This window comes from Bacillus sp. V3-13 (assembly GCF_002860165.1).
Classification (GTDB): domain Bacteria; phylum Bacillota; class Bacilli; order Bacillales; family Cytobacillaceae; genus Bacillus_BJ.
On record NZ_PGUZ01000029.1, the window covers coordinates 88,930 to 108,154 of the forward strand.

The 19,225-nt window shown below is 42.5% G+C and carries 23 protein-coding genes; 18 read left to right on the top strand and 5 right to left on the bottom strand.

The genetic code is table 11. The features are described from left to right. Positions 1 to 73 precede the first annotated feature (73 nt). The 5 genes from CU633_RS11825 (at position 74) to CU633_RS11845 (ending at position 5,671) form a co-directional block, all read left to right on the top strand. Positions 74 to 1,222 (top strand): conserved virulence factor C family protein, encoded by a 1,149-nt coding sequence (locus CU633_RS11825; protein WP_101660827.1) that lies wholly within the window; start codon positions 74 to 76, stop codon positions 1,220 to 1,222. A 221-nt stretch (positions 1,223 to 1,443) separates the two neighbouring features. Further along, entirely contained in the window at positions 1,444 to 3,153 is a 1,710-nt protein-coding gene (gene ilvD / locus CU633_RS11830; RefSeq protein ID WP_101660716.1) for a dihydroxy-acid dehydratase, read from the top strand. Between the two features lie 80 nt (positions 3,154 to 3,233). Next, complete coding sequence (locus tag CU633_RS11835; RefSeq protein ID WP_101660718.1) at positions 3,234 to 3,668, top strand: BrxA/BrxB family bacilliredoxin; 435 nt, start codon at positions 3,234 to 3,236, stop codon at positions 3,666 to 3,668. Between the two features lie 486 nt (positions 3,669 to 4,154). Beyond that, on the top strand, positions 4,155 to 4,757 hold the full coding sequence (locus tag CU633_RS11840; RefSeq protein ID WP_101660720.1) for a YpjP family protein: 603 nt from the start codon (positions 4,155 to 4,157) through the stop codon (positions 4,755 to 4,757). A gap of 125 nt (positions 4,758 to 4,882) precedes the next feature. Further along, positions 4,883 to 5,671, top strand: coding sequence for a TerC family protein (locus CU633_RS11845; protein ID WP_101660722.1), 789 nt, complete (start codon positions 4,883 to 4,885; stop codon positions 5,669 to 5,671). Between the two features lie 119 nt (positions 5,672 to 5,790). Here the strand turns inward: CU633_RS11845 and CU633_RS11850 are convergent, their stop codons facing one another. Both CU633_RS11850 and CU633_RS11855 read right to left on the bottom strand, forming a co-directional pair. Continuing rightward, positions 5,791 to 6,036, bottom strand: coding sequence for a hypothetical protein (locus CU633_RS11850; RefSeq protein WP_101660724.1), 246 nt, complete (start codon positions 6,034 to 6,036; stop codon positions 5,791 to 5,793). 101 nt (positions 6,037 to 6,137) lie between these two features. After that, on the bottom strand, positions 6,138 to 6,545 hold the full coding sequence (locus CU633_RS11855; protein ID WP_101660726.1) for a GIY-YIG nuclease family protein: 408 nt from the start codon (positions 6,543 to 6,545) through the stop codon (positions 6,138 to 6,140). A 37-nt stretch (positions 6,546 to 6,582) separates the two neighbouring features. Here CU633_RS11855 and CU633_RS11860 point away from each other — a divergent pair, with 37 nt between their 5' ends. From CU633_RS11860 to CU633_RS11870, 3 genes are all read left to right on the top strand, one after another. Continuing rightward, complete coding sequence (locus CU633_RS11860; protein ID WP_101660728.1) at positions 6,583 to 7,284, top strand: anthrax toxin lethal factor-related metalloendopeptidase; 702 nt, start codon at positions 6,583 to 6,585, stop codon at positions 7,282 to 7,284. A gap of 67 nt (positions 7,285 to 7,351) precedes the next feature. Next, positions 7,352 to 8,146 (top strand): thymidylate synthase, encoded by a 795-nt coding sequence (locus tag CU633_RS11865; protein WP_101660730.1) that lies wholly within the window; start codon positions 7,352 to 7,354, stop codon positions 8,144 to 8,146. Further along, positions 8,143 to 8,628 carry a dihydrofolate reductase gene (locus CU633_RS11870; RefSeq protein ID WP_101660732.1) on the top strand — a complete coding sequence of 162 codons (486 nt, stop codon included), beginning with the start codon at positions 8,143 to 8,145 and terminating at the stop codon, positions 8,626 to 8,628. The genes CU633_RS11865 and CU633_RS11870 overlap by 4 nt, the downstream gene beginning before the upstream one ends. Positions 8,629 to 8,656: 28 nt before the next feature. Here the strand turns inward: CU633_RS11870 and CU633_RS11875 are convergent, their stop codons facing one another. Continuing rightward, the gene (locus CU633_RS11875; protein WP_101660734.1) at positions 8,657 to 8,899 is read right to left on the bottom strand and encodes a hypothetical protein; all 243 of its coding nucleotides are present in this window, start codon (positions 8,897 to 8,899) and stop codon (positions 8,657 to 8,659) included. A 168-nt stretch (positions 8,900 to 9,067) separates the two neighbouring features. On the opposite strand from CU633_RS11875, the gene ilvA reads away from it, so the two are divergent. From ilvA to tatC, 3 genes are all read left to right on the top strand, one after another. Next, positions 9,068 to 10,336 (top strand): threonine ammonia-lyase IlvA, encoded by a 1,269-nt coding sequence (gene ilvA / locus CU633_RS11880; protein ID WP_101660735.1) that lies wholly within the window; start codon positions 9,068 to 9,070, stop codon positions 10,334 to 10,336. A 155-nt stretch (positions 10,337 to 10,491) separates the two neighbouring features. Further along, positions 10,492 to 10,686 (top strand): twin-arginine translocase TatA/TatE family subunit, encoded by a 195-nt coding sequence (locus CU633_RS11885; protein WP_101660737.1) that lies wholly within the window; start codon positions 10,492 to 10,494, stop codon positions 10,684 to 10,686. A 64-nt stretch (positions 10,687 to 10,750) separates the two neighbouring features. Further along, complete coding sequence (gene tatC / locus CU633_RS11890; protein WP_101660739.1) at positions 10,751 to 11,497, top strand: twin-arginine translocase subunit TatC; 747 nt, start codon at positions 10,751 to 10,753, stop codon at positions 11,495 to 11,497. A gap of 67 nt (positions 11,498 to 11,564) precedes the next feature. On the opposite strand, the gene CU633_RS11895 is transcribed toward tatC, so the two are convergent. Continuing rightward, entirely contained in the window at positions 11,565 to 12,152 is a 588-nt protein-coding gene (locus CU633_RS11895) for a class D sortase (RefSeq protein ID WP_101660741.1), read from the bottom strand. A 277-nt stretch (positions 12,153 to 12,429) separates the two neighbouring features. Between CU633_RS11895 and CU633_RS11900 the strand changes: the two genes are divergently transcribed. The 6 genes from CU633_RS11900 (at position 12,430) to CU633_RS11925 (ending at position 16,830) form a co-directional block, all read left to right on the top strand. Further along, the gene (locus tag CU633_RS11900) at positions 12,430 to 12,969 is read left to right on the top strand and encodes a signal peptidase I (protein ID WP_180954943.1); all 540 of its coding nucleotides are present in this window, start codon (positions 12,430 to 12,432) and stop codon (positions 12,967 to 12,969) included. 93 nt (positions 12,970 to 13,062) lie between these two features. Further along, the gene (locus CU633_RS11905) at positions 13,063 to 13,770 is read left to right on the top strand and encodes a TasA family protein (RefSeq protein WP_101660743.1); all 708 of its coding nucleotides are present in this window, start codon (positions 13,063 to 13,065) and stop codon (positions 13,768 to 13,770) included. A 61-nt stretch (positions 13,771 to 13,831) separates the two neighbouring features. Then, complete coding sequence (locus CU633_RS11910; RefSeq protein WP_101660745.1) at positions 13,832 to 14,683, top strand: hypothetical protein; 852 nt, start codon at positions 13,832 to 13,834, stop codon at positions 14,681 to 14,683. Between the two features lie 93 nt (positions 14,684 to 14,776). After that, positions 14,777 to 15,502 (top strand): LPXTG cell wall anchor domain-containing protein, encoded by a 726-nt coding sequence (locus CU633_RS11915; RefSeq protein WP_101660747.1) that lies wholly within the window; start codon positions 14,777 to 14,779, stop codon positions 15,500 to 15,502. Positions 15,503 to 15,616: 114 nt separating this feature from the next. After that, on the top strand, positions 15,617 to 15,868 hold the full coding sequence (locus tag CU633_RS11920) for a YpmP family protein (RefSeq protein ID WP_101660749.1): 252 nt from the start codon (positions 15,617 to 15,619) through the stop codon (positions 15,866 to 15,868). 119 nt (positions 15,869 to 15,987) lie between these two features. After that, complete coding sequence (locus tag CU633_RS11925) at positions 15,988 to 16,830, top strand: DegV family protein (RefSeq protein WP_101660751.1); 843 nt, start codon at positions 15,988 to 15,990, stop codon at positions 16,828 to 16,830. Positions 16,831 to 16,868: 38 nt separating this feature from the next. On the opposite strand, the gene CU633_RS11930 is transcribed toward CU633_RS11925, so the two are convergent. After that, positions 16,869 to 17,399, bottom strand: a complete 531-nt coding sequence (locus CU633_RS11930; RefSeq protein ID WP_101660753.1) for a PCYCGC motif-containing (lipo)protein — start codon at positions 17,397 to 17,399, stop codon at positions 16,869 to 16,871. A 200-nt stretch (positions 17,400 to 17,599) separates the two neighbouring features. On the opposite strand from CU633_RS11930, the gene CU633_RS11935 reads away from it, so the two are divergent. Beyond that, a complete protein-coding gene (locus tag CU633_RS11935) occupies positions 17,600 to 19,225 on the top strand; it encodes a sensor histidine kinase (protein WP_257958675.1) in 1,626 nt (541 codons plus the stop codon).

Here is a 19,225-nt window from a genome sequence, read left to right on the forward strand (position 1 = left end):
GTGAATGCGCAGGAACGATTATGTTAAAATTTTTAAAGATATAAACGTAATCAAGACAAAGGGTGAAAACAAAATGAAAATATTAGCGATAGAGCCGACTCCAAGCCCGAATACGATGAAGATTATTTTGGACAGGGAGCTGCCAATGGGCCAGAGCAATAACTATAAAAAAGACCATGCTGAAGGCGCACCGGATCTAATCAAATCGATCCTTAATGTTGAAGGCGTCAAAGGTGTTTATCACGTTGCCGACTTTTTGGCTGTAGAAAGAAATGCGAAGTTCGACTGGAAACAAATCCTTCCGCAAGTAAGGCAAGCCTTTGGGGAAGAATCAAGCGATGACAGTGCAAAAAATCCGGTCATGAATGAGCATTATGGTGAAATAAAAGTGCAGGTGCAAATTTTTAAAGGCATCCCGATGCAAGTGAAGTTAACGGATGGAGCGGAAGAAAAGCGTTTTGGCCTCCCTGAAGTATTTTTAAAAGCTTTGGCAAACGTTCAGAACCCCTCCGATAATGTTGTCATGGAACGAAAATGGCATGACTTCGGAATTCGCTTTGGAGACATGGAGCAAGTCGGACAGGAGGTTGTTGAAGAACTGATTGCTTCCTATCCGGAGGAACGCCTGAACGATTTGGTCAAACAAGCGGCCAATCCGGATAAAACCAACCAGGCAGCTGCAGAGAGGCGAAAGAAAGTAAAACTGACTCCAGACAGTTTAAATGATCCGGACTGGAGGAAGCGTTATCAGCTTTTTGAACAAATGGAAGACCCTGAACTGGCAGATTTGCCGTTGCTTGAAAAAGCACTGGATGATGAAAAGGCATCGATTCGCAGGCTTGCTGTCGTTTATCTTGGCATGATCGAGGATCCGCAGGTTTTGCCGCTGCTCTACAAAGCGCTGGAGGACAAATCGGTGACAGTGCGGCGCACGGCAGGGGACTGTTTATCGGACCTGGGCTTTGAGCAGGCGATGAGCAAAATGACAGATGCGTTGAAAGACAGCAGCAAGCTGGTCCGCTGGCGTGCCGCAATGTTTTTATATGAAGTTGGTGATGAAAGCGTCCTGCCTGCTTTAAGAGCAGCTGAAGATGATCCCGAGTTTGAAGTGAGCATGCAGATCAAACTGGCAATTGCCCGGATCGAAGGCGGAGAGGCGGCGAAGGGATCCGTCTGGAAACAGATGACCGAGGCAAGAAAACGGGGAGAAGAGCAGGCATAATGAAAAAATCTTCAAAATGATTGCGTTTTTTTTTATCATAAACCGAATGTTGGATATAGAAAACTCAACATTCGGTTTTTAATTTCAGGGCAGCTTCAAAAAGTTTCTCCCGAAAGCGCTTTCTGTCAAACTGATATATTAAAATTTTATGAAAATTGTTGAAATTACTGGCGAAAGGGTCTATATTTGTAAGAAACGATTTTTAGAAGGTGGAGATAGCTGTGAGAGATTTAAGAATCAAAAGTCATGTGATCAGTGATGATGAAAAAAGGGCACCGAATCGCGCGATGCTGCGTGCAGTAGGTTTTTCTGACGAGGATTTTAAAAAGCCGATGATTGGAATTGCGAGCACCTGGAGCGAAGTAACTCCATGCAATATACATATTAATGATTTGGCTTTCAAAGCAAAGGATGGTGCGCGCGAGGCGGGCGGTGCGCCGCTCGTGTTCAACACGATCACGGTTTCTGACGGGATTTCGATGGGCACGGAAGGAATGCGATACTCGCTGCCGAGCCGCGACCTGATTGCCGATTCGATCGAAACGGTTGTTGGGGGGGAAAGTCTCGATGGCTTTGTTGCGATCGGCGGCTGTGATAAAAACATGCCCGGCTGCATGATGGCGATTGCCCGCATGAATCTGCCGTCCGTATTTTTGTATGGAGGAACGATTAAGCCGGGAAAATTGCACGGACAAGATATCGATATTGTCTCTGCATTTGAAGGCGTTGGTCAATACAATGCGGGAGCGATTGACCGCGAAGAACTTCACAAAATTGAATGCCATGCTTGTCCTGGGGCGGGATCGTGCGGTGGAATGTACACGGCTAATACGATGGCAAGTGCGATTGAAGCATTGGGGATGAGCTTTCCCGGAAGTGCTTCCAATCCTGCCGAAACGGACGAGAAACGTGCCGATTCGTTTGCTGCCGGACAGGCAGTTTACCGGCTGCTCGAACAGGATATTCGCCCGCGTGATATTTTAACGAAAGCAGCATTTGAAAATGCGATTACCGCAGTAATGGCACTTGGCGGCTCAACCAATGCGATTTTGCACTTGATGGCGATTGCACATGCTGCAGAAGTTGATCTATCATTGGACGATTTTAACCGGATCCAAAAGAAGGTTCCGCATCTTGCTGATTTGAAGCCGAGCGGCAAATACGTCATGCAGGACTTGCATAATGTAGGCGGTGTGCCGGCAGTGATGAAGATGTTGTTAAAAGAAGGGCTGCTTGATGGCAGCTGTTTAACGGTAACAGGCAAGACCCTTGCCGAGAACCTTGCGGAAGCCCCGGACTTGGCAGACGGCCAAAAAGTGATTTATCCGGTTAGCGAGCCGCTGAAACCGGCAGGTCCATTAGTCGTTTTATCCGGAAACCTTGCCCCGTCTGGAGCTGTAGCCAAAGTATCCGGCTTAAAGGTTAAGAAATTAACAGGTCCGGCGAAAGTATTTGATGATGAACCTTCAGCAACAGAAGCGGTGATGAATGGGGAGATTCAAGCCGGTGATGTCCTTGTCATCCGCTATGAAGGTCCGAAAGGCGGGCCTGGTATGCCAGAAATGCTTTCGATTTCAGGGATCCTCGTTGGAAAAGGTCTTGGCGAAAGCGTTGCGCTGTTAACAGACGGCCGTTTCTCAGGTGGAACCCATGGTCTTGTTGTTGGCCATATCGCACCTGAAGCTCAGGTTGGAGGCCCTATCGCCTTGATCAAGACCGGTGATGTGATCACGATTGACACCGAGAAACAGGTGCTTTCTGTCGCCCTTGATGAAGATGAATTGGCAGAAAGAAAACAGGCTTGGTCTGCTCCGCCGCTTGTCAGCAGAGGAGCTCTTGCAAAGTATGCAAGACTCGTTTCCTGTGCATCAAAAGGGGCTGTTACCGATTTATTTGATGAAACTGAAGCAAAACAGCCGTTGAAGATATAAATCCCCGGTTCCGCAAAATTGCAATGCAAGCACCGCTTATAGTATGCTTGCATTGCAAACTTTTTCGGGAGGGATATAATATGTCAATGGCATATGAAGAATATATGCGGCAAATGGTAAAACCGATGCGGGAAGAGCTTGTACGTGCAGGATTTGAAGAGCTGTCAACAGCTGATGAAGTTGAAGCGTTCATGGAAAACACAGATGGAACGTCCTTAGTCGTTGTTAATTCCGTTTGCGGTTGTGCAGCGGGGCTTGCCAGGCCGGCGGTAACCCAGGCGCTGTTAAGGTCGGATAAAAAACCTGACCGGCTTGTCACCGTTTTTGCCGGGCAGGATAAAGAAGCAACGGCGAAAATGCGCGAGTATTTCACAGGGATCGAGCCTTCTTCTCCTTCGATGGCGCTTTTAAAAGGAAAAAAGGTTGTCCATTTTATCCCCCGTCATGATATTGAAGACCATTCGATGGAAGAGATTATGGACAATCTGACAGCAGCATTTGAAGCCCATTGTTAAAAAGGATGTCTATGACGTCCTTTTTATCATTTATGCTGCAAAACAGGTGAAGTAAATGTTTATCACAACAGCAGGGCGAACAAACGAAATCATGATAGAAACGGCAAAATTTCATTTTGGGATCATTGAAAAAGAAAAAGGCTGACCGCAAAGCTCCAGCCTTTTTCCTATCCCTTTTTTTGTTAATCTGCAATGGCAAGGTAAACAAAATACGCCATCAACAACAGGCTCCCGATTACAAATGCAATTGACCAATCCATCAGCCAGCCCCCCTTTGCTTTACTATCTCCAATATAAAACAACTTGCCCAAATATAAAAAGATATAGTTCTATTAACCATTGAAAAATATTTGAAACCAATTTTCCTTTTATTCGTAAAAAGAAGTATAATAAATTTTAAGAATGCAATCTGGCAGTTTGTTAACAATCTTTCATCAAGTATTTTCAAAGACTTTCAGAAAAATTGCTTCGAAGGGAAAGAGTTTCATGCCAAAATGGCTCAGGAAATCCTTTGTTATTCTCGTCACTATTTTAACGTTTGGATTGATTACGCCGTCCCAGGCGTTCCTTTATGATGGAGTCCATTCTGGCAAATCGGCGAAGCGGGATAGCTTTGAAACAAAACCTGCTCAAACTGCACCTGATTTTCAGCTTCCCGCAGATAGCAGCCAGCCTTTATCAGACAGGGAAGTATTTGTCGGGCACATCATGAAAGAGGCAGAGGAACAATCGATGCTTAAATTTGGTTCGAAAATTAAACCGTATATTGAAGATGAATTTAAAGAAATCATTTTACCTGAAATGGAAAAAGCAATCGATCAGGTGATTGCCGGGCATCCGGAAGAAGACTTAACGAATCTGGCGATTACGGAAGCACCTGGCAACGGCCAATCCGAAAAAATCTTTCATATTTTCAACCGCGTTACGAAAAAAGATATTCTCCGTTTTCACGTCAGAAGAGATCATCCTCCGCAGGCAGGTTTTTGGTTCAATTTTCATTATCATACCCATCATGACCAGTTTCAGGCCCATCATGATCTCGGCTCAATCTATTGGGATAAAAACACTCCTCCGAAATGGATGAGTTAATCTAATTGAAAATGGCCCCGGTTTATGAAAAAATAAATAGATGGATTATTCTTTAGAAAAAAAAACTCGGCAATGCCGGGTCTTTCTAAAGAATAATTTAATGGTATTCAGGAGGAACTGCTAGAATGACAGAAATATTTGAAGGCATTATTCATACGTATTCCCAGTTTTTCGATTGGGAAATGTGGGTAAATGTTTTAACGGATCCAGTCAGTTGGGGATATATCGGAACACTGGTGATTTTGGAAGGATTATTATCAGCTGATAACGCGCTTGTACTTGCAGTCATGGTAAAGCACCTGCCGGAAAAACAGCGCCGTAGAGCTCTTTTTTATGGGCTTCTTGGTGCCTATCTGTTCAGGTTTATCGCCATCGGTTTAGGACTGTTCCTGATTAAATTATGGTGGGTAAAGGTTCTCGGTGCAGCGTACCTGGCATGGCTGTCTATTAAATATTTTCTTGATAAACGAAAAAATACCGGCGAAAAAGAAGGAGAACCGGCGGGAATCAATCAAAGCGGCTTGCTGATCCGCTTGTTCGGTACATTTTGGGGAACGGTCGTTTCCGTAGAATTAATGGACGTTGCTTTCTCGGTAGACAGTGTTCTTGCGGCCTTTGGGGTCAGTGACCAGGTCTGGGTTCTCTTGCTCGGCGGAATACTTGGCGTTCTGATGATGCGTGGTGTTGCAGGAGTATTCCTGAAGCTGATTATGAATATTCCCGAGCTTGAAACAGCTGCCTATATTTTAATCCTGCTCATTGCAGCGAAAATGTTCGCAAGCGTATGGGGATTCCATTTAGACCACATATACTTCTTTCTCATCATTCTTGTAACATTTGCAGCGACATTAGCAGTTCACTATTACAATAAGAAAAAAGCCAGCGTCAATAAAGAAGAGCATATGCAGCAATAAGGACAAAAAGGGATCTGACGGACGTGCGGGTCCCTTTCTTTTTAAACTTGCCGATGCAAGCAAAAAACGGTATGAAACATTTTTCTTCATAACTATAGATTTTCCACACCTGACAAATCCTAATCCGGCCGGACCAGCCATTTTTTTAAATAAAAGTACAGAGCTCCGCAGCTGCCGTATAAAATGATAAACAACAAAACAGCCATAAATACAGATGGCAGGACAGGCGAGAGCAGCAACGTAAACAAAAGCGCGTAAAAAAATAAATCAGCCAAAACTAAATAACCGGATACCATCACGGCTTGAACCGCTTGTAATTCTGCCTGTATATAGTGGGCCTGGGTTCTCCTGACTAAAAATCTCATCGCTGTTCACCTTCTTCATTTTTGTACTCAACTATATGCGAGGACAAGAAGAAAGGTGAGACACCACCGCAGGCTGTTTATATATATTTACAAAATTTGATTCATGCTCCTGGAAAATTCATTTGGAAATCCGGCGGCGATTGACAATAGATCAAATGGGAAAAACAACGGCAATCCGAAGAACCAAACCCTTTTACAGGATACATGCCGGCCGTTTCCTTCCTTAATTTCTCAGCAAGCGCGCACTCTCCAATAGTAGCTTCATATGTTATAATTTTTATAACTTTTCCAAGGGGTCTCAGATAATCAAAATGCCATCTCTTTTTCTTGTCTACCTTCAAGTGCCGCGAAATTCTGCTTGTCATATTTCGTTTGGCGCTTCCTACGTAAATATAGGTTCCTTCCTGGAAATGAAACCTTCCAAGCCGTCCTATATGAATGGTTCCTTCTTTTTCAACCTTTAAAAAAACAGCATAAAGAGTGTGCAAATGATTAATACAATCTTCCATCTTATGAACCTCCAAGAATAGCAAAAGGGTGAATGATATGCGCAAAATTTTCCTTATGGCCATCGTCGGGACCGTTTCTTTATTATTGCTGGGAAATTCCCGCGCACCGATTCAAGGCATCAAATTATCCAATGTTCCGGAGTCATCCGAACTTCATCAATATTTAACAGCCGGTTCACGTGAGTTGCTTGGAGACATGATCGTCGTCCCACAAGGTGATTTTGATGAAAAAGAAGCTGCTTTAATGATAGCACGTGTTGGACAATTACCTGAACCGTTATTGCAGAAAATTAACAGGGCAGGAATCCTGCTTATCCTGTTTGAAGGAAAACTGACCGATAATCCGTCTGCAAGCCACTTATCGGGGATTGTTCCGCGCGGGTACAAAAGCGAGAAAGTTTGGGATGACGTCCCGGGTATTGGCGGCTCGAAACAGGTATTAGTGAAAATAGGGGCGAGTGAAAAGGGTATGGGACATGGCTCGGTCAATCTTGAACTTCACGAATTGGCCCATTCACTTGACCGCTATGTATTTAATCAGATCCGTTATAATCCATACTTCCTGAAGATTTGGCAAGAAGAGCGAATCGATTTGTTTCCAGGGATTGATTATTATCTGACCTTCCCTGAAGAGTATTTTGCAGAAATTTTTGCGATGTACTATTTAGGCGGTGAAAGCAGAGAGTTATTGAAAGAACGCGCCCCCCAATCGTATGAGTTTATTAAAGCATTAAAATAATTTTTTCGCGGGATCCTGTCATTTCTGGTAGAATAGATTACAGATTTTTGTCGAAGGACGTGAAATAATGCAACAATATTTACAGCTATGCAAGCATGTGCTGGAAAACGGCGTTAAGAAAGAAGATCGGACGGGAACAGGGACGATCAGCACCTTTGGTTACCAAATGCGCTTTAACCTGCAGGAAGGTTTTCCATTGCTGACAACCAAAAAGCTCCATTTACGATCAATTATCCACGAGCTTCTCTGGTTTTTAAAAGGAGATACAAACGTTCAATATTTGCAGGAAAATGGTGTGCGCATTTGGAATGAATGGGCTGACGAAAACGGGGAGCTCGGTCCGGTATACGGACACCAGTGGCGATCATGGACCGGGGCTGACGGGCAGACGATTGACCAAATCAGCGAGCTGATCAACCAAATAAAAAACAATCCGGATTCAAGAAGATTAATTGTAAATGCCTGGAATGTGGCTGAAATTGACAAGATGGCCCTGCCTCCATGCCATTGCATGTTCCAGTTTTATGTCGCCGACGGAAAGCTGTCATGCCAGCTCTATCAGCGTTCTGCCGATGTCTTTCTCGGAGTCCCATTTAATATTGCATCTTACGCCTTATTAACGCTGATGATTGCAAAGGTGTGTGATCTTGAGCCAGGGGAGTTTATCCATACTTTCGGCGATGTCCATATCTACCAAAATCATCTTGACCAGGTTAATCTTCAACTGGCGAGAGAGCCGCGGCCATTGCCAAAAATGAAGATTGACCGCGATGTGAAAGATATTTTTGATTATCGTTTTGAAGATTTTGTTCTTGAAGATTATGATCCGCATCCGCATATTAAAGGGGCTGTCAGCGTATGATCTCATTAATCTGGGCGATGGATGAAAATCGCGTGATCGGCAAGGACAACCGGCTGCCGTGGCATCTGCCGGAAGATTTAAAGTTTTTTAAAAGAATGACGATGGGGCATCCTGTTGTAATGGGCCGGAAGACGTATGAATCCATTGGCCGCTTGCTGCCGGGCCGGGAAAATATCATTATTACGAGAAATCGTGATTATGAAGTTCCTGGGGCGACGTTATTTTATTCGATTGCCGACTTTGTGGAATATGCGAACGGGCAAGGGGAAGAGTTTTTTGTGATTGGCGGAGCAGAAATTTTCAAAGAAATTTTTACAGCTGCTGACCGCCTCTACTTAACACAAATTCACGCTGAATTTGAGGGAGATACATATTTTCCGGACTTTGATTTAAACGATTGGAAGCTTGTTTCAAAAGAGCCAGGTTTAAAAAACGAAAAAAATCCTTATGATTACGATTTTTTAATATATCATCGCAAGTAAAAAAAAACAGCCGGCGGCTGTTTTTTTGCTAATCAACTAAATTTGGGTTTGCCTGATATTTGGCAAGTTGTTCAAGCATGCTTCTAAATTCGTGCGGGTCGCAAAATTCCCCTTCGGAAAAATTTGCTCTAACCCAGTTAATCAATTCGTTCGGGCTGTTAAAAACCTCCCCGCTTGTATCACTCTTACGGATCATATAGCGGCCATTATCCTGGTCGAGAACAACTTCAACGGGCAAAGCACTATCCAGGCTGCAAAGTGAAAATTCCATGTTACCATCCCCTTTACGATTGATTTGGCTTTATTATACTATCAGCCCGGGTTTTTATTCAAAAAAATTGCCGGAAAAATAATAATTTTTAAATAAATTACTGTAAGTTCTTAAAAGTTTCATGTTATAATGTACGAATTATAAAACTCGCAGAAACGAGGGTGACACATGGAACAGAAAGTACTGAAAAGAAAATGGGTACAGCTTGAAGACATTTTAATCGCCTACCAGCAGCTAAAAGATGTCGTTGCCCATACCCCGCTGCAAAAAAACGAGCGGCTCTCCGAAAAATATGAATGCCAGATTTATTTAAAAAGGGAAGATCTCCAGTACGTCCGATCTTTTAAACTGAGGGGCGCTTATTATTTAATAAAATCACTCCCAAAGGATGCACTCGGCAATGGGGTTGTCTGTGCCAGCGCAGGGAATCATGCCCAGGGTGTAGCTTATGCCTGTCGCCAGCTTGGAATACATGGTAAAATATATATGCCGGCCACAACACCGAGGCAAAAGGTAAGCCAGGTTAAAATGTTCGGCAAGGATTCAGTGGAAATCGTCCTGATTGGCGATACTTTCGATGATTCCTATGAAGAAGCAGCAATTTGCGCGAAACAGGAAAACCGGCAGTTTATCCATCCTTTTGATGATGAAATGGTCATTGCAGGCCAGGGAACGGCTGCTGTCGAAATTCTTAATGATTGCGAAGAACCGATCGATTTTATGTTTGCCAGCATTGGCGGCGGGGGCTTAATGGCGGGTTTAAGCACTTATATGAAAAGCATCTCGCCAAATACAAAAATGATCGGGGTTGAACCGGCAGGCGCCGCATCCATGAAGGAATCGCTGGCGTTAGATCAACGCACGGCTCTTGCCGACATTGATAACTTTGTCGATGGCGCAGCGGTTAAATGTGTTGGTGCGAAAACATTTGATATTTGCCGTGAAAATCTTGATGATATTCTGCTTGTTCCGGAAGGCAAGGTCTGTACAAGCATTCTTGAGCTTTATAATGAGCACGCGATTGTCGCTGAACCGGCAGGAGCGATGCCAATCGCCGCATTGGATCTTTATCGGGAAGAAATTAAGGGGAAAACAGTCGTTTGTGTGATCAGCGGGGGAAATAATGACATTGGCCGGATGCAGGAAATCAAGGAACGTTCTTTGCTCTATGAAGGGCTGTTATACTATTTTATCGTCAATTTCCCGCAGCGTGCCGGAGCGCTAAGAGAATTTTTGGATGAAGTGCTCGGGCCAACCGATGATATTTCCAGGTTCGAATATACGAAAAAGAATAATCGCGACAATGGACCGGCTCTTGTTGGGATCGAGCTGAAACAGAAGGAAGATTATGAAGATTTAATTGCAAGAATGAAGAAAAAGGGGTTTTCCTATCAAGAGGTAAATAAAGACAGCAACCTGTTTCATTTGCTCATTTAAACAGTGAAGTATATAAGAAAGATCACTTTCGAAGATTTTTTCATGATTATGTGAATTTCTTATGAACATTTTCATTCTTTTTCCGCATAAATCTCTAAAAAGTTATATAATCTAAGTAGATTCACAACTTGAAACTTTAAAGGGGATGTATCTGCATGTTTTCAAATATCGGGGTACCCGGATTAATATTAATTCTTGTTCTCGCTTTAATCATCTTCGGACCGAAGAAGCTTCCTGAAATCGGCCGTGCTTTTGGCCAAACGCTGCGCGAATTTAAAAAATCAACGCGTGAGCTGACGAGCGATGTCATGGAGGAATTCGAAGAAGACAAGAAGAAAGAGGCAAAATAGGTGCAGAAATCTTTTCTGCACTTTTCTTCATTTATAGCATCAAACCGATTGGCAGGGGAACGATATGGAAGATAAAGAACTAAATGTGATCGATCATTTGGATGAACTGCGAAAGCGGCTGATTATTACCGTTTCAGCGTTTATCATTTTTTTCGTCATAGGCTTTGTTTATGTAAAAGATATCTATGACTGGTTTGTCCGTGATCTTGATGTAAAATTGGTGGTGCTCGGTCCGAGTGATATCGTTTGGGTTTATTTCATGATAGCGACCGTCATTGCGGTAGCTGCGACAATTCCGGTCCTGGCCCTGCAAGCCTGGCTGTTTGTCAAACCGGCATTAAAACCGATTGAACGAAGGATTTCACTCGCCTATATCCCGGCCCTGTTTGGCTTATTTATCGTGGGACTGTGTTTTGGGTACTTTGTCATTTTTCCGACAGTGCTGAACTTCCTTGTTGAACTGAGCGGGGAGATGGTCGCAACCAATTTTACTGCTGATAAATATTTTCGGTTTGTTATGAATATGACGCTGCCGTTTGGCGTACTGTTTGAATTGCCGGTCGTGGCAATGTTCCTGACGTCTCTCGGTATCATCAACCCGTACGTAATGCAAAAAATCCGCAAGTATGCATACTTTGTACTCGTCGTGATATCGGTTATCATATCACCTCCAGATCTTATGTCGGACATCCTCGTCACGATTCCGCTCTTGCTTTTGTATGAAGTAAGCATCAATCTCTCTAAAATAGTTTATAAAAGAAAACTTAAAAAAGAACAGCGATGGTCTCAAGAAAACGGGGAAATCGTGTAAGCTCAAAGACCCGGCAGGATTTTTATTCTGCCGGGTCTTTTTGTTCTTGTTTAATGTCGTTGCTGCCTCAGCGGTTAATGTTTTCGTCTGCCGGGAGGGCGGTAATGATATAGCGTTCAGGGGCATTCCCGATAAATGTGAAAGGGTAGCAAGTCGTCACCGTTAATACTTCTTTAGGCGCGGTTGGTTTAATAATCGTCCTGTCATTTGCATCAACAATTTGTGAGCTGTCCATCTTATAAGTAAAGCTTCCATAGGGGAGCTTTAAAATAAACAGGTCACCGGTCTCCAACTCACCCATTTTCCTGAACACCGTGTCCCGGTGGCCTGACAAAACAATTTGATCGTTCCCTAAAGGATATGCAGTTCCTTTAAAGTGGCCAACGCCTTTTTCCAGCTCATCTTCATCCGTTCCTTCTATTATAGGAAGCCGGGCCTCAAGCTTCGGGATTTCAAGCATGCCGACCACCGCGCCATGCTTTGGTTCAAACGCTTTTTCTGCCAGATGATCAGGTATCGCCGCATTTGTTTTTAACACTTGTTCAGCTTTGCGATAGCTAATGTGCTGGGCTTTTTTTACCTGAAAGAAACCAGCCGCTCCTGTCCCGGCCAACGATACCCCTGCAATTAAAAGAAGAACAGCCACTGCCTTCACAATATCCCCCCTTATTCAAATCTCTTATACGTTCATTATAAGAAACGATTGGTTCTTTATAAAATACAAAAAAGTAAGAAAAACCGAGCATTTTTGAGTAAATGAACAAAAAGCGTTCTTTATAAAGAAAAAATGACCGGTTTTGCCGTTTTCCTTAGTTGTGACTTCTGGCATATACTCATTTTGTTAGTTCGTTAAAAAGAACAAATAATTATTCCCAGTAAGGGAGAAACGCAATCGTTCATTAAAAAGAACAATTAATGCAGGATGTGATCTGGTGAAGAAAACCTTAAAAATCATCTCTACTTCTTTTCTGATTTTCCTTGCCCTGGCAGCTGGTGCCGTGCTCTTTTTTGTTTTCCAATCCAAGGGCGACGTAGAAAAGGCTCCGAGTTTATTCGGGTTTAAACCGCTTACGATTCTCTCCAACAGCATGCAGCCTGCACTTGATGCCGGCGATGTCATTCTTATTAACGTAAACCAGGAACCAAAAGTAAACGATGTGATCACCTACAAACATCCTGACGGCATTTTGGTTACGCACAGAGCCATTAAAAAGATAGAACAAGACAGAAAAACTTTTTTTCAGGCAAAAGGTGATAACAACAGTATCGACGATCAAATTTTAATCCCTCGTGCAGATATTTTAGGTGTTGAAGCATTCATCATCCCAAATGCGGGGTATGTGGCAAAGTTTGTATCCGGACCTATTGGTTTCGCATTGCTTATTGGACTTCCATTGCTCATTTTTATCATTATTGAAATTTTCCAACGGCTGGGATTAATTGGCGGCAAGAAGAAAGAACAAATTTCATGACTGATGCATAAAGGAAGGGAGTGAAGACGGATGAAAACCTAAAGCCTTAACATTTTATTCGTCAAAAATTAGATTTATAAGGAGAGGGATTTAATGAAAAACGTGAAGAAAGCTTTAATCGGTACGGCATTAGCAGGAACTTTAGTAGTAGGCGCAGGCTTCGGTACATATTCATGGTTTACAGATCAAAGTCAGGCGACCGGCACAATCGAAAACGGAACATTAACTTTAGGGGAAATGGGTTCACTTTTCGAACATACAAACTTTGCACCTTCTCAAGTATTATTAAGCAATTGGAACACGGTTAAAAACACCGGAAGCCTTGATCAAGTATTAAGAGCAACTTATACTCATAGCGTTGATGGAGCAAGCATCTCAAAATACAAAGTAGGCTATTTGGCGGTTAAGTATACAGAGAAGCCAGGTAAAGATAAATTAAAAGACTGGGAGTTAAGAATCCAAAAGAAATTCTTCAGTGGTGAAACAAACCCGGCAGTTATGTCAGCTGCAGCAGCTGAGGAAGGGTATGAGATTAAAGAAGGAATTTTAACCGAAGAAGAAGTTCAACAATTGGCTAAAGCCGAGGCAAGTGGAACTTCAAGGACACTAACACTCGGTGAAGGCGGTTTCTGGAAATTAAATGACAACCAATATATCGATATCATTTTCGGCGTAAAACTGCTTGATACTGCCGGAAATGAATATCAAGGTGCGACATACAACGCAAACTTCCTTGTGGAAGCAAAACAAACAGATAATGGAGCAGAGTTTGGACCAGCAGTTGAAGAAGAACAAAAATAGTTTTCGTAAAGTAAGGCAGTTGAGCGTCATTTCAACTGCCTTAATTCTCTAAGGAGGATATATGGAACAGAGATTATGCAAATACAAAAAGAGGCGCTGGAAAAGTAAATTAAAATTAACGGGATTAAGCTTGATATTTTTTGGTTATATTTTTACGATTTTTCTCGGATCGCTGCCAGGGACGTTTGCCTGGTTTAGCTCGTCTGCCAGTTCGATGGGAGTCATCAAAAATTCGACTACTTCCGATTTATTGCTCATAAAGACTGGAGATGTAATCTACGAGAAAAACTGCAAGCTGACGAGCAGTATATCGATAACAAATATTTCAGCGGTCAAGATACCCCTTACAGTAGAGCTGCTTACAAAAAATGGTGGCAACCACTCTTCTACGATTGATTTGGAGCCTGGGGCAACTTTCACAACAAATCCACAGGATGCAGACAATTTGCCAAATCAATGTGAGCGGGCGGAAATTGAATATCATATATTAGGGTTTAATGGCTATATTGATGAAATTGTCTCCATTCCAGTAGACCAGGCAAAACTGCTTGCGACAATCGAAAAGAAAGAAGAAAAGGCTGAGAACGAACAAAGCAATCAACAAACCGAGGTTCCTGCTCCGGATGAAAGTCAGGAAAACAAACAAGAAAGCGAGATTCCAGTTCCGGAAAACACCCAGGAAGCTGAAGCTCCCGCTCCGGCAGAAAATGAAGATAACGGAGAACCAAGTGAGCCTGTATCAGGGGATAATCAAGAAAATACTGCTGGAACAAATAATCCCGAGTCAGGGGGCAGCGTAGAGAACAGTGAACCTCCTCCTCCTCCTCCTCCTCTTGCTGCTGAAGAGAATAGTACAAATTCAACGGAAGCAGGAAACAATACAGAAAATAGTCATGATTCTAACAGCCAATAAGATTCCAGGATTCTATAAACCTTAAACACAATCAAAATGTAAGATTCGCTTTATTGTGAATTTAATGTACTTAGAAGTACGAGGGAGTGTATTATGAATCTTTCCAAGATCTTAATAATATTTCTTCTTCAATTAATGATCATCTTTGTTTATCCCTTCAATTCAGGATTAGCCGCTAATGAAGAAGAGATTCTTATTAAAACTGACCCCGACAAAGTTTTTTTTAACTTAACGAATATGGCTCCGGGAAGACAAGCCAATAAAACGCTAACCATTCAAAACAGAGGAAAGTTAGATTTTACTTATACAACAGAGGTTAAATTCGCAGAAGGCTCTGAAAAATTATTCAATGAGTATCTGCTAAAAATCTCTGACGCCAGGGGAAATTTGGTTTTTGACGGAAAGCTGAAGGACTTTAAGAAATTAAATCCGCGGTTTTTAAAATCGATGCATCAAGAGGACCTTCTCTTTCATTTAATGTTTCCTGAAAACCTTGGCAACGAATTTCAAGGGTTGGGATGCAAGCTGGTGTTTATCTTTACAGCAAAAGAAAATCAGGCTGCTCCGGACCAGCAGCCGAATCCAAACCCCGGTACAACCGGACCCGGGAGCCCATCCGGAACACAAGGCCCGGGTGATAAAGATACGATAAAACCAATACGGCCAATTACCAACAAAGATTTGGGAACAGAAGCAGGGGAAGGCCAGATTTTGCCTTCGACTGCCAGCAATTTGTACAATTATCTTCTGGCGGGTTTTATCATGGCTGTGACTGGATTAGCCTTGCTCATCATCCAGAGAAGAAAAAATTTACTTTAGACGAGTAAAGACTGGAAATCTCATAAATTTTTTTGTATAGAGCATATTCAAACACACTTCGACCTTGATTTAGGGTATAATATAGTCAAACGGGTAAAAAAGAGGATTGATATTTTGCTATTCAAAAGCCTGGAGTTCAAAAATGTTGTTGGACAGAAGGTAAAAGTTTTGGAGATTCCTGTATTGGAGGAAGATAGCCCTCATTATTTTATGATCCAAGTCCGTTTGCAAACCTTGATTACTGCCCTTTATCAAGGGAAGATGGCAAGTAAAACTTATTCATTTAGAGACTATTTAAAAAGAGTTCTTAAATGGCCGGATTATGAACAGATTTTTAAAACGGCTGCACTAAAGAATAATGCATAATCGGTGAGAGTATGGGCACAGCTCATACTCTTTTTATGTCAAAAAAATAAAGTAATTATTTCATAAATATCCGGTGAACATGTATAATACGAACTAAGTGTTTATGAGGGAGTGAATGGATGAATAAAATTAAAATCGTGACAGACTCCACTGTGGATTTGTCTGAAGAAATCATAAAGCAATATGATGTAGAAGTGGTCCCTTTATCGATTACGATAAATGGACAAACATATGTAGACCGCGTTGAGATAACCCCCGCCGAATTTATTAAAAAAATGAAGGAGTCGGATGAGCTGCCTAAGAGCTCACAACCGCCGGCAGGTGCCTTCCTGGAGGTTTATGACAGACTGGGAAAAGAGGGTTTTCGAATCATTTCCATCCATATGACGGGCGAAATGAGTGGGACTGTCCGGTCTGCCGAGAGTGCGGCGCAAATGACTGAGGCAAACGTGACAGTAGTAGATTCGCGCTTTATCTCGAAAGCACTTGCTTTCCAGGTAATCGAGGCTGCTGAATTGGCGCGGGCAGGCAAAAGCGTCGAGCAAATATTGGACAGGCTTAATGAAGTCCGCCAGCAAACACGTTTATTGGTGGTCGTTGATACACTTGAAAATCTCGTCAAAGGCGGACGGATTGGGAAAGGAAGGGCGATGATCGGTTCGTTGCTCAATATTAAACCGATTGCATCCCTCGATTATGGTGTTTACACTCCTGTTGCCAAAGTAAGAAGCCATTCACAGGCTGTTAAATATCTTGCCAGGCAGTTTGCTGAAGATGTGAAAGGCAGGACGATCAAAGGTGTCGGGCTTCTCCATGCAGAAGGCAGTGAACTGGCTCATAAATTAAAGTCCGCTATCTATGAGTTGACCGGCTACAATAAAATTGACATTGAAGAGACGACGCCAATTATCAGCACCCATACCGGAGTTGGTGCGGTCGGGTTAATGTATTATTTTGAATAAAAAAAGCAACTCTGCTGCGAAGGCGGAGTTGCTTTTATCTATAAATCAAGCTTCGTTTCAGGCATTGGGGTCGGTGTTGGCTCTGCATAACCGTCTTTATATTTTTCGTCAATATAATCGCGAATTTCTTTGACGTTTTTGCCTTCATTATACTGCTGGATGCTTTCGGCTGCGGTATCGAGACACGTTCCACATTTTGTACCGTGGTCGTCCCATACTACTTCGCCATTTTCACGGTTCTCATAAACGAAGCAATCATAAGTGTTTTGATGGTTGCCGGACTCGGCACAACCGCAATAGCAGGGAATCCATTCAAGAAGCTCCTGATGCTTCGCAGCTTCCCCGTAGATCATTTGTACTTGTTCGTGTTTGTCGTGGACAAAAACCGGCAGCTCTTCGGCAGAGGAGGTTAACTCGCGCAAATCTCCATTTTCTGCCTGGTAAGCGTGGGGATCTTTGTCATTGCTGCTTTTCGCGTTATCTTCTTCAACTGCGGTTGATGAGCAGCCGGCAAGTAATATTAACACTGTGGCAAGAAAAATTAAATATCCAATTACATACTTTTTCATTATTTCACCTGCTTCATTGCATTTTGTGTAAGTTTAAATTGATTTTATCATGAAATCATTAACATATTTGTGATGGTTTTCACATCGCCCTCAAATATTTCTGCGTTTTCGCATTTATGGCTGGTATTTAAAGGATTTTTTTATTCATGTGTCGAATACCACATCAAAATGACATTCGAACGGTTAAGGATATGAGATTAATGCAGAAAATAAAAAATCTTCCGCTATTTAGAAAAGTGTTGCTGTTTTCCTTTTTAATTACCTTCCTTGTTGCCGTATCAACTGCGGGGATCAGCTTTGTTTTGCATTCAAAGGTGCTGAAGGATCAAATAGAGGAGCGGGTCGAGGGTTTATCGTCATTATGGAGCACAACGATTAACCCCGGGGATATCTTTTCTGTAAAAGAGTTTCAGGACCTTGATAACCCGGCGCTGGCACGCCTGGTCAAAAATGTTTCCTTAATAAATGAACGAGATGCAGCGTTTATAGAAGCTTATATAGTTGCTCCGGAGATTTATGAAAACAGCAAATTTTATGTACTGGCTGCCTCCGAACATTACAATCATTTAGGTTTCAAGAATTTGTCCTATTATACAGGCGGAGAAGAATTTACGAAAACGTTTAAAACGGTGATGAAAGAAGACAGGGTGTCATCAAGCGGAGTTTATAAAGACCAATACGGAACATGGATCACCGCTTTTTCCCCGATAAAAGACGAGCGGGGAAATGTCATTGCTTTGCTCGGAGTCGATGCGGATGCGTCCTTTGTCGGGGCGTATGAAAAAAAGATTACTGCGATTTTGATTTATTCATTTCTAATTATCACAATCCTGGTTTACTTTATTTTAAGCTGGGGTTTAAAGAAGGTTATTGAGCCGATTAACGAAATCATCTATGGCATCAATGAAGTAAGCAGCGGTAATTTTAATGTCCGCCTGCAAATCGAAGAGTTTTCGGATTTAAAAAAGCTCGCTGAAAGGTTTAACATGATGACGAGGCAGCTGTCCATCCTATTTGACAGGCTGTCTGCCACTTCGCAGCAGTTGGGCCCGCCACAAAAAAGGCAGGATCCGATTCAATGGGAGGCTGTACTCGATGAGATGGAAAATATTTTTCAAAAAACAAAGTTTATGCAGGAACTCCAACGGGCCGAGAAAATGAATGCGATAGGCCAGCTTGCTGCTTCCGTCGCGCATGAAATTCGCAATCCAATGACCGTTGTAAAAGGATTTCTGCAGATTTTTTTGGCAAAGGAATCAATGAGCGATGAGGAGCGAATGTATATCAAACTGATGATTGAGGAAATGAACCGGGCGGAAACGATTATCAACGATTATTTATCGCTTGCCAAGCCTGATTTGAAGCAGATTGAACAAGTCGACGGCGCGGAACTGGCGGGCAAAGTCGTCGATTTGATGAACTCCTATGCGATGATGTCAAAAAATATTGATGTCATTACGCATATTAACGGACCGATTATGATGAGGGGTAATAAGAGTGAATTAAATCAAGTCCTGATCAACATTATAAAAAATGGGATTGAAGCGATGAAGGATGGTGGCAAACTGACGTTAACGGTAAAAGAGGAAGGGGACTATGGAGTATTTATTATCAGTGATACGGGCATCGGCATGTCAGAGGAGGCCCTCAAAAGGCTTGGCACTGCCTTTTATTCATTGAAGGAAAAAGGAACCGGAATCGGTTTAATGGTCTGTTACCAAATCATTGAACGAATGAAAGGAAAAATCGAAGTAGAAAGTAAAGAAGGTGAAGGAACGACTTTTAGAATTTATGTGCCTTTGTTCTCTGCTGAAGAACCAGAATAG

Excerpts from the sequence above, each read along its gene's own strand:
- CU633_RS11825 (WP_101660827.1), top strand. The coding sequence starts at position 74 with ATGAAAATATTAGCGATAGAGCCGACTCCAAGCCCGAATACGATGAAG.
- CU633_RS11835 (WP_101660718.1), top strand. The coding sequence starts at position 3,234 with ATGTCAATGGCATATGAAGAATATATGCGGCAAATGGTAAAACCGATG.
- CU633_RS11840 (WP_101660720.1), top strand. The coding sequence starts at position 4,155 with ATGCCAAAATGGCTCAGGAAATCCTTTGTTATTCTCGTCACTATTTTA.
- CU633_RS11845 (WP_101660722.1), top strand. The coding sequence starts at position 4,883 with ATGACAGAAATATTTGAAGGCATTATTCATACGTATTCCCAGTTTTTC.
- CU633_RS11850 (WP_101660724.1), bottom strand. The coding sequence starts at position 6,036 with ATGAGATTTTTAGTCAGGAGAACCCAGGCCCACTATATACAGGCAGAA.
- CU633_RS11855 (WP_101660726.1), bottom strand. The coding sequence starts at position 6,545 with ATGGAAGATTGTATTAATCATTTGCACACTCTTTATGCTGTTTTTTTA.
- CU633_RS11860 (WP_101660728.1), top strand. The coding sequence starts at position 6,583 with ATGCGCAAAATTTTCCTTATGGCCATCGTCGGGACCGTTTCTTTATTA.
- CU633_RS11865 (WP_101660730.1), top strand. The coding sequence starts at position 7,352 with ATGCAACAATATTTACAGCTATGCAAGCATGTGCTGGAAAACGGCGTT.
- CU633_RS11870 (WP_101660732.1), top strand. The coding sequence starts at position 8,143 with ATGATCTCATTAATCTGGGCGATGGATGAAAATCGCGTGATCGGCAAG.
- CU633_RS11875 (WP_101660734.1), bottom strand. The coding sequence starts at position 8,899 with ATGGAATTTTCACTTTGCAGCCTGGATAGTGCTTTGCCCGTTGAAGTT.
- ilvA (WP_101660735.1), top strand. The coding sequence starts at position 9,068 with ATGGAACAGAAAGTACTGAAAAGAAAATGGGTACAGCTTGAAGACATT.
- CU633_RS11885 (WP_101660737.1), top strand. The coding sequence starts at position 10,492 with ATGTTTTCAAATATCGGGGTACCCGGATTAATATTAATTCTTGTTCTC.
- tatC (WP_101660739.1), top strand. The coding sequence starts at position 10,751 with ATGGAAGATAAAGAACTAAATGTGATCGATCATTTGGATGAACTGCGA.
- CU633_RS11905 (WP_101660743.1), top strand. The coding sequence starts at position 13,063 with ATGAAAAACGTGAAGAAAGCTTTAATCGGTACGGCATTAGCAGGAACT.
- CU633_RS11910 (WP_101660745.1), top strand. The coding sequence starts at position 13,832 with ATGGAACAGAGATTATGCAAATACAAAAAGAGGCGCTGGAAAAGTAAA.
- CU633_RS11915 (WP_101660747.1), top strand. The coding sequence starts at position 14,777 with ATGAATCTTTCCAAGATCTTAATAATATTTCTTCTTCAATTAATGATC.
- CU633_RS11925 (WP_101660751.1), top strand. The coding sequence starts at position 15,988 with ATGAATAAAATTAAAATCGTGACAGACTCCACTGTGGATTTGTCTGAA.
- CU633_RS11930 (WP_101660753.1), bottom strand. The coding sequence starts at position 17,399 with ATGAAAAAGTATGTAATTGGATATTTAATTTTTCTTGCCACAGTGTTA.
- CU633_RS11935 (WP_257958675.1), top strand. The coding sequence starts at position 17,600 with ATGCAGAAAATAAAAAATCTTCCGCTATTTAGAAAAGTGTTGCTGTTT.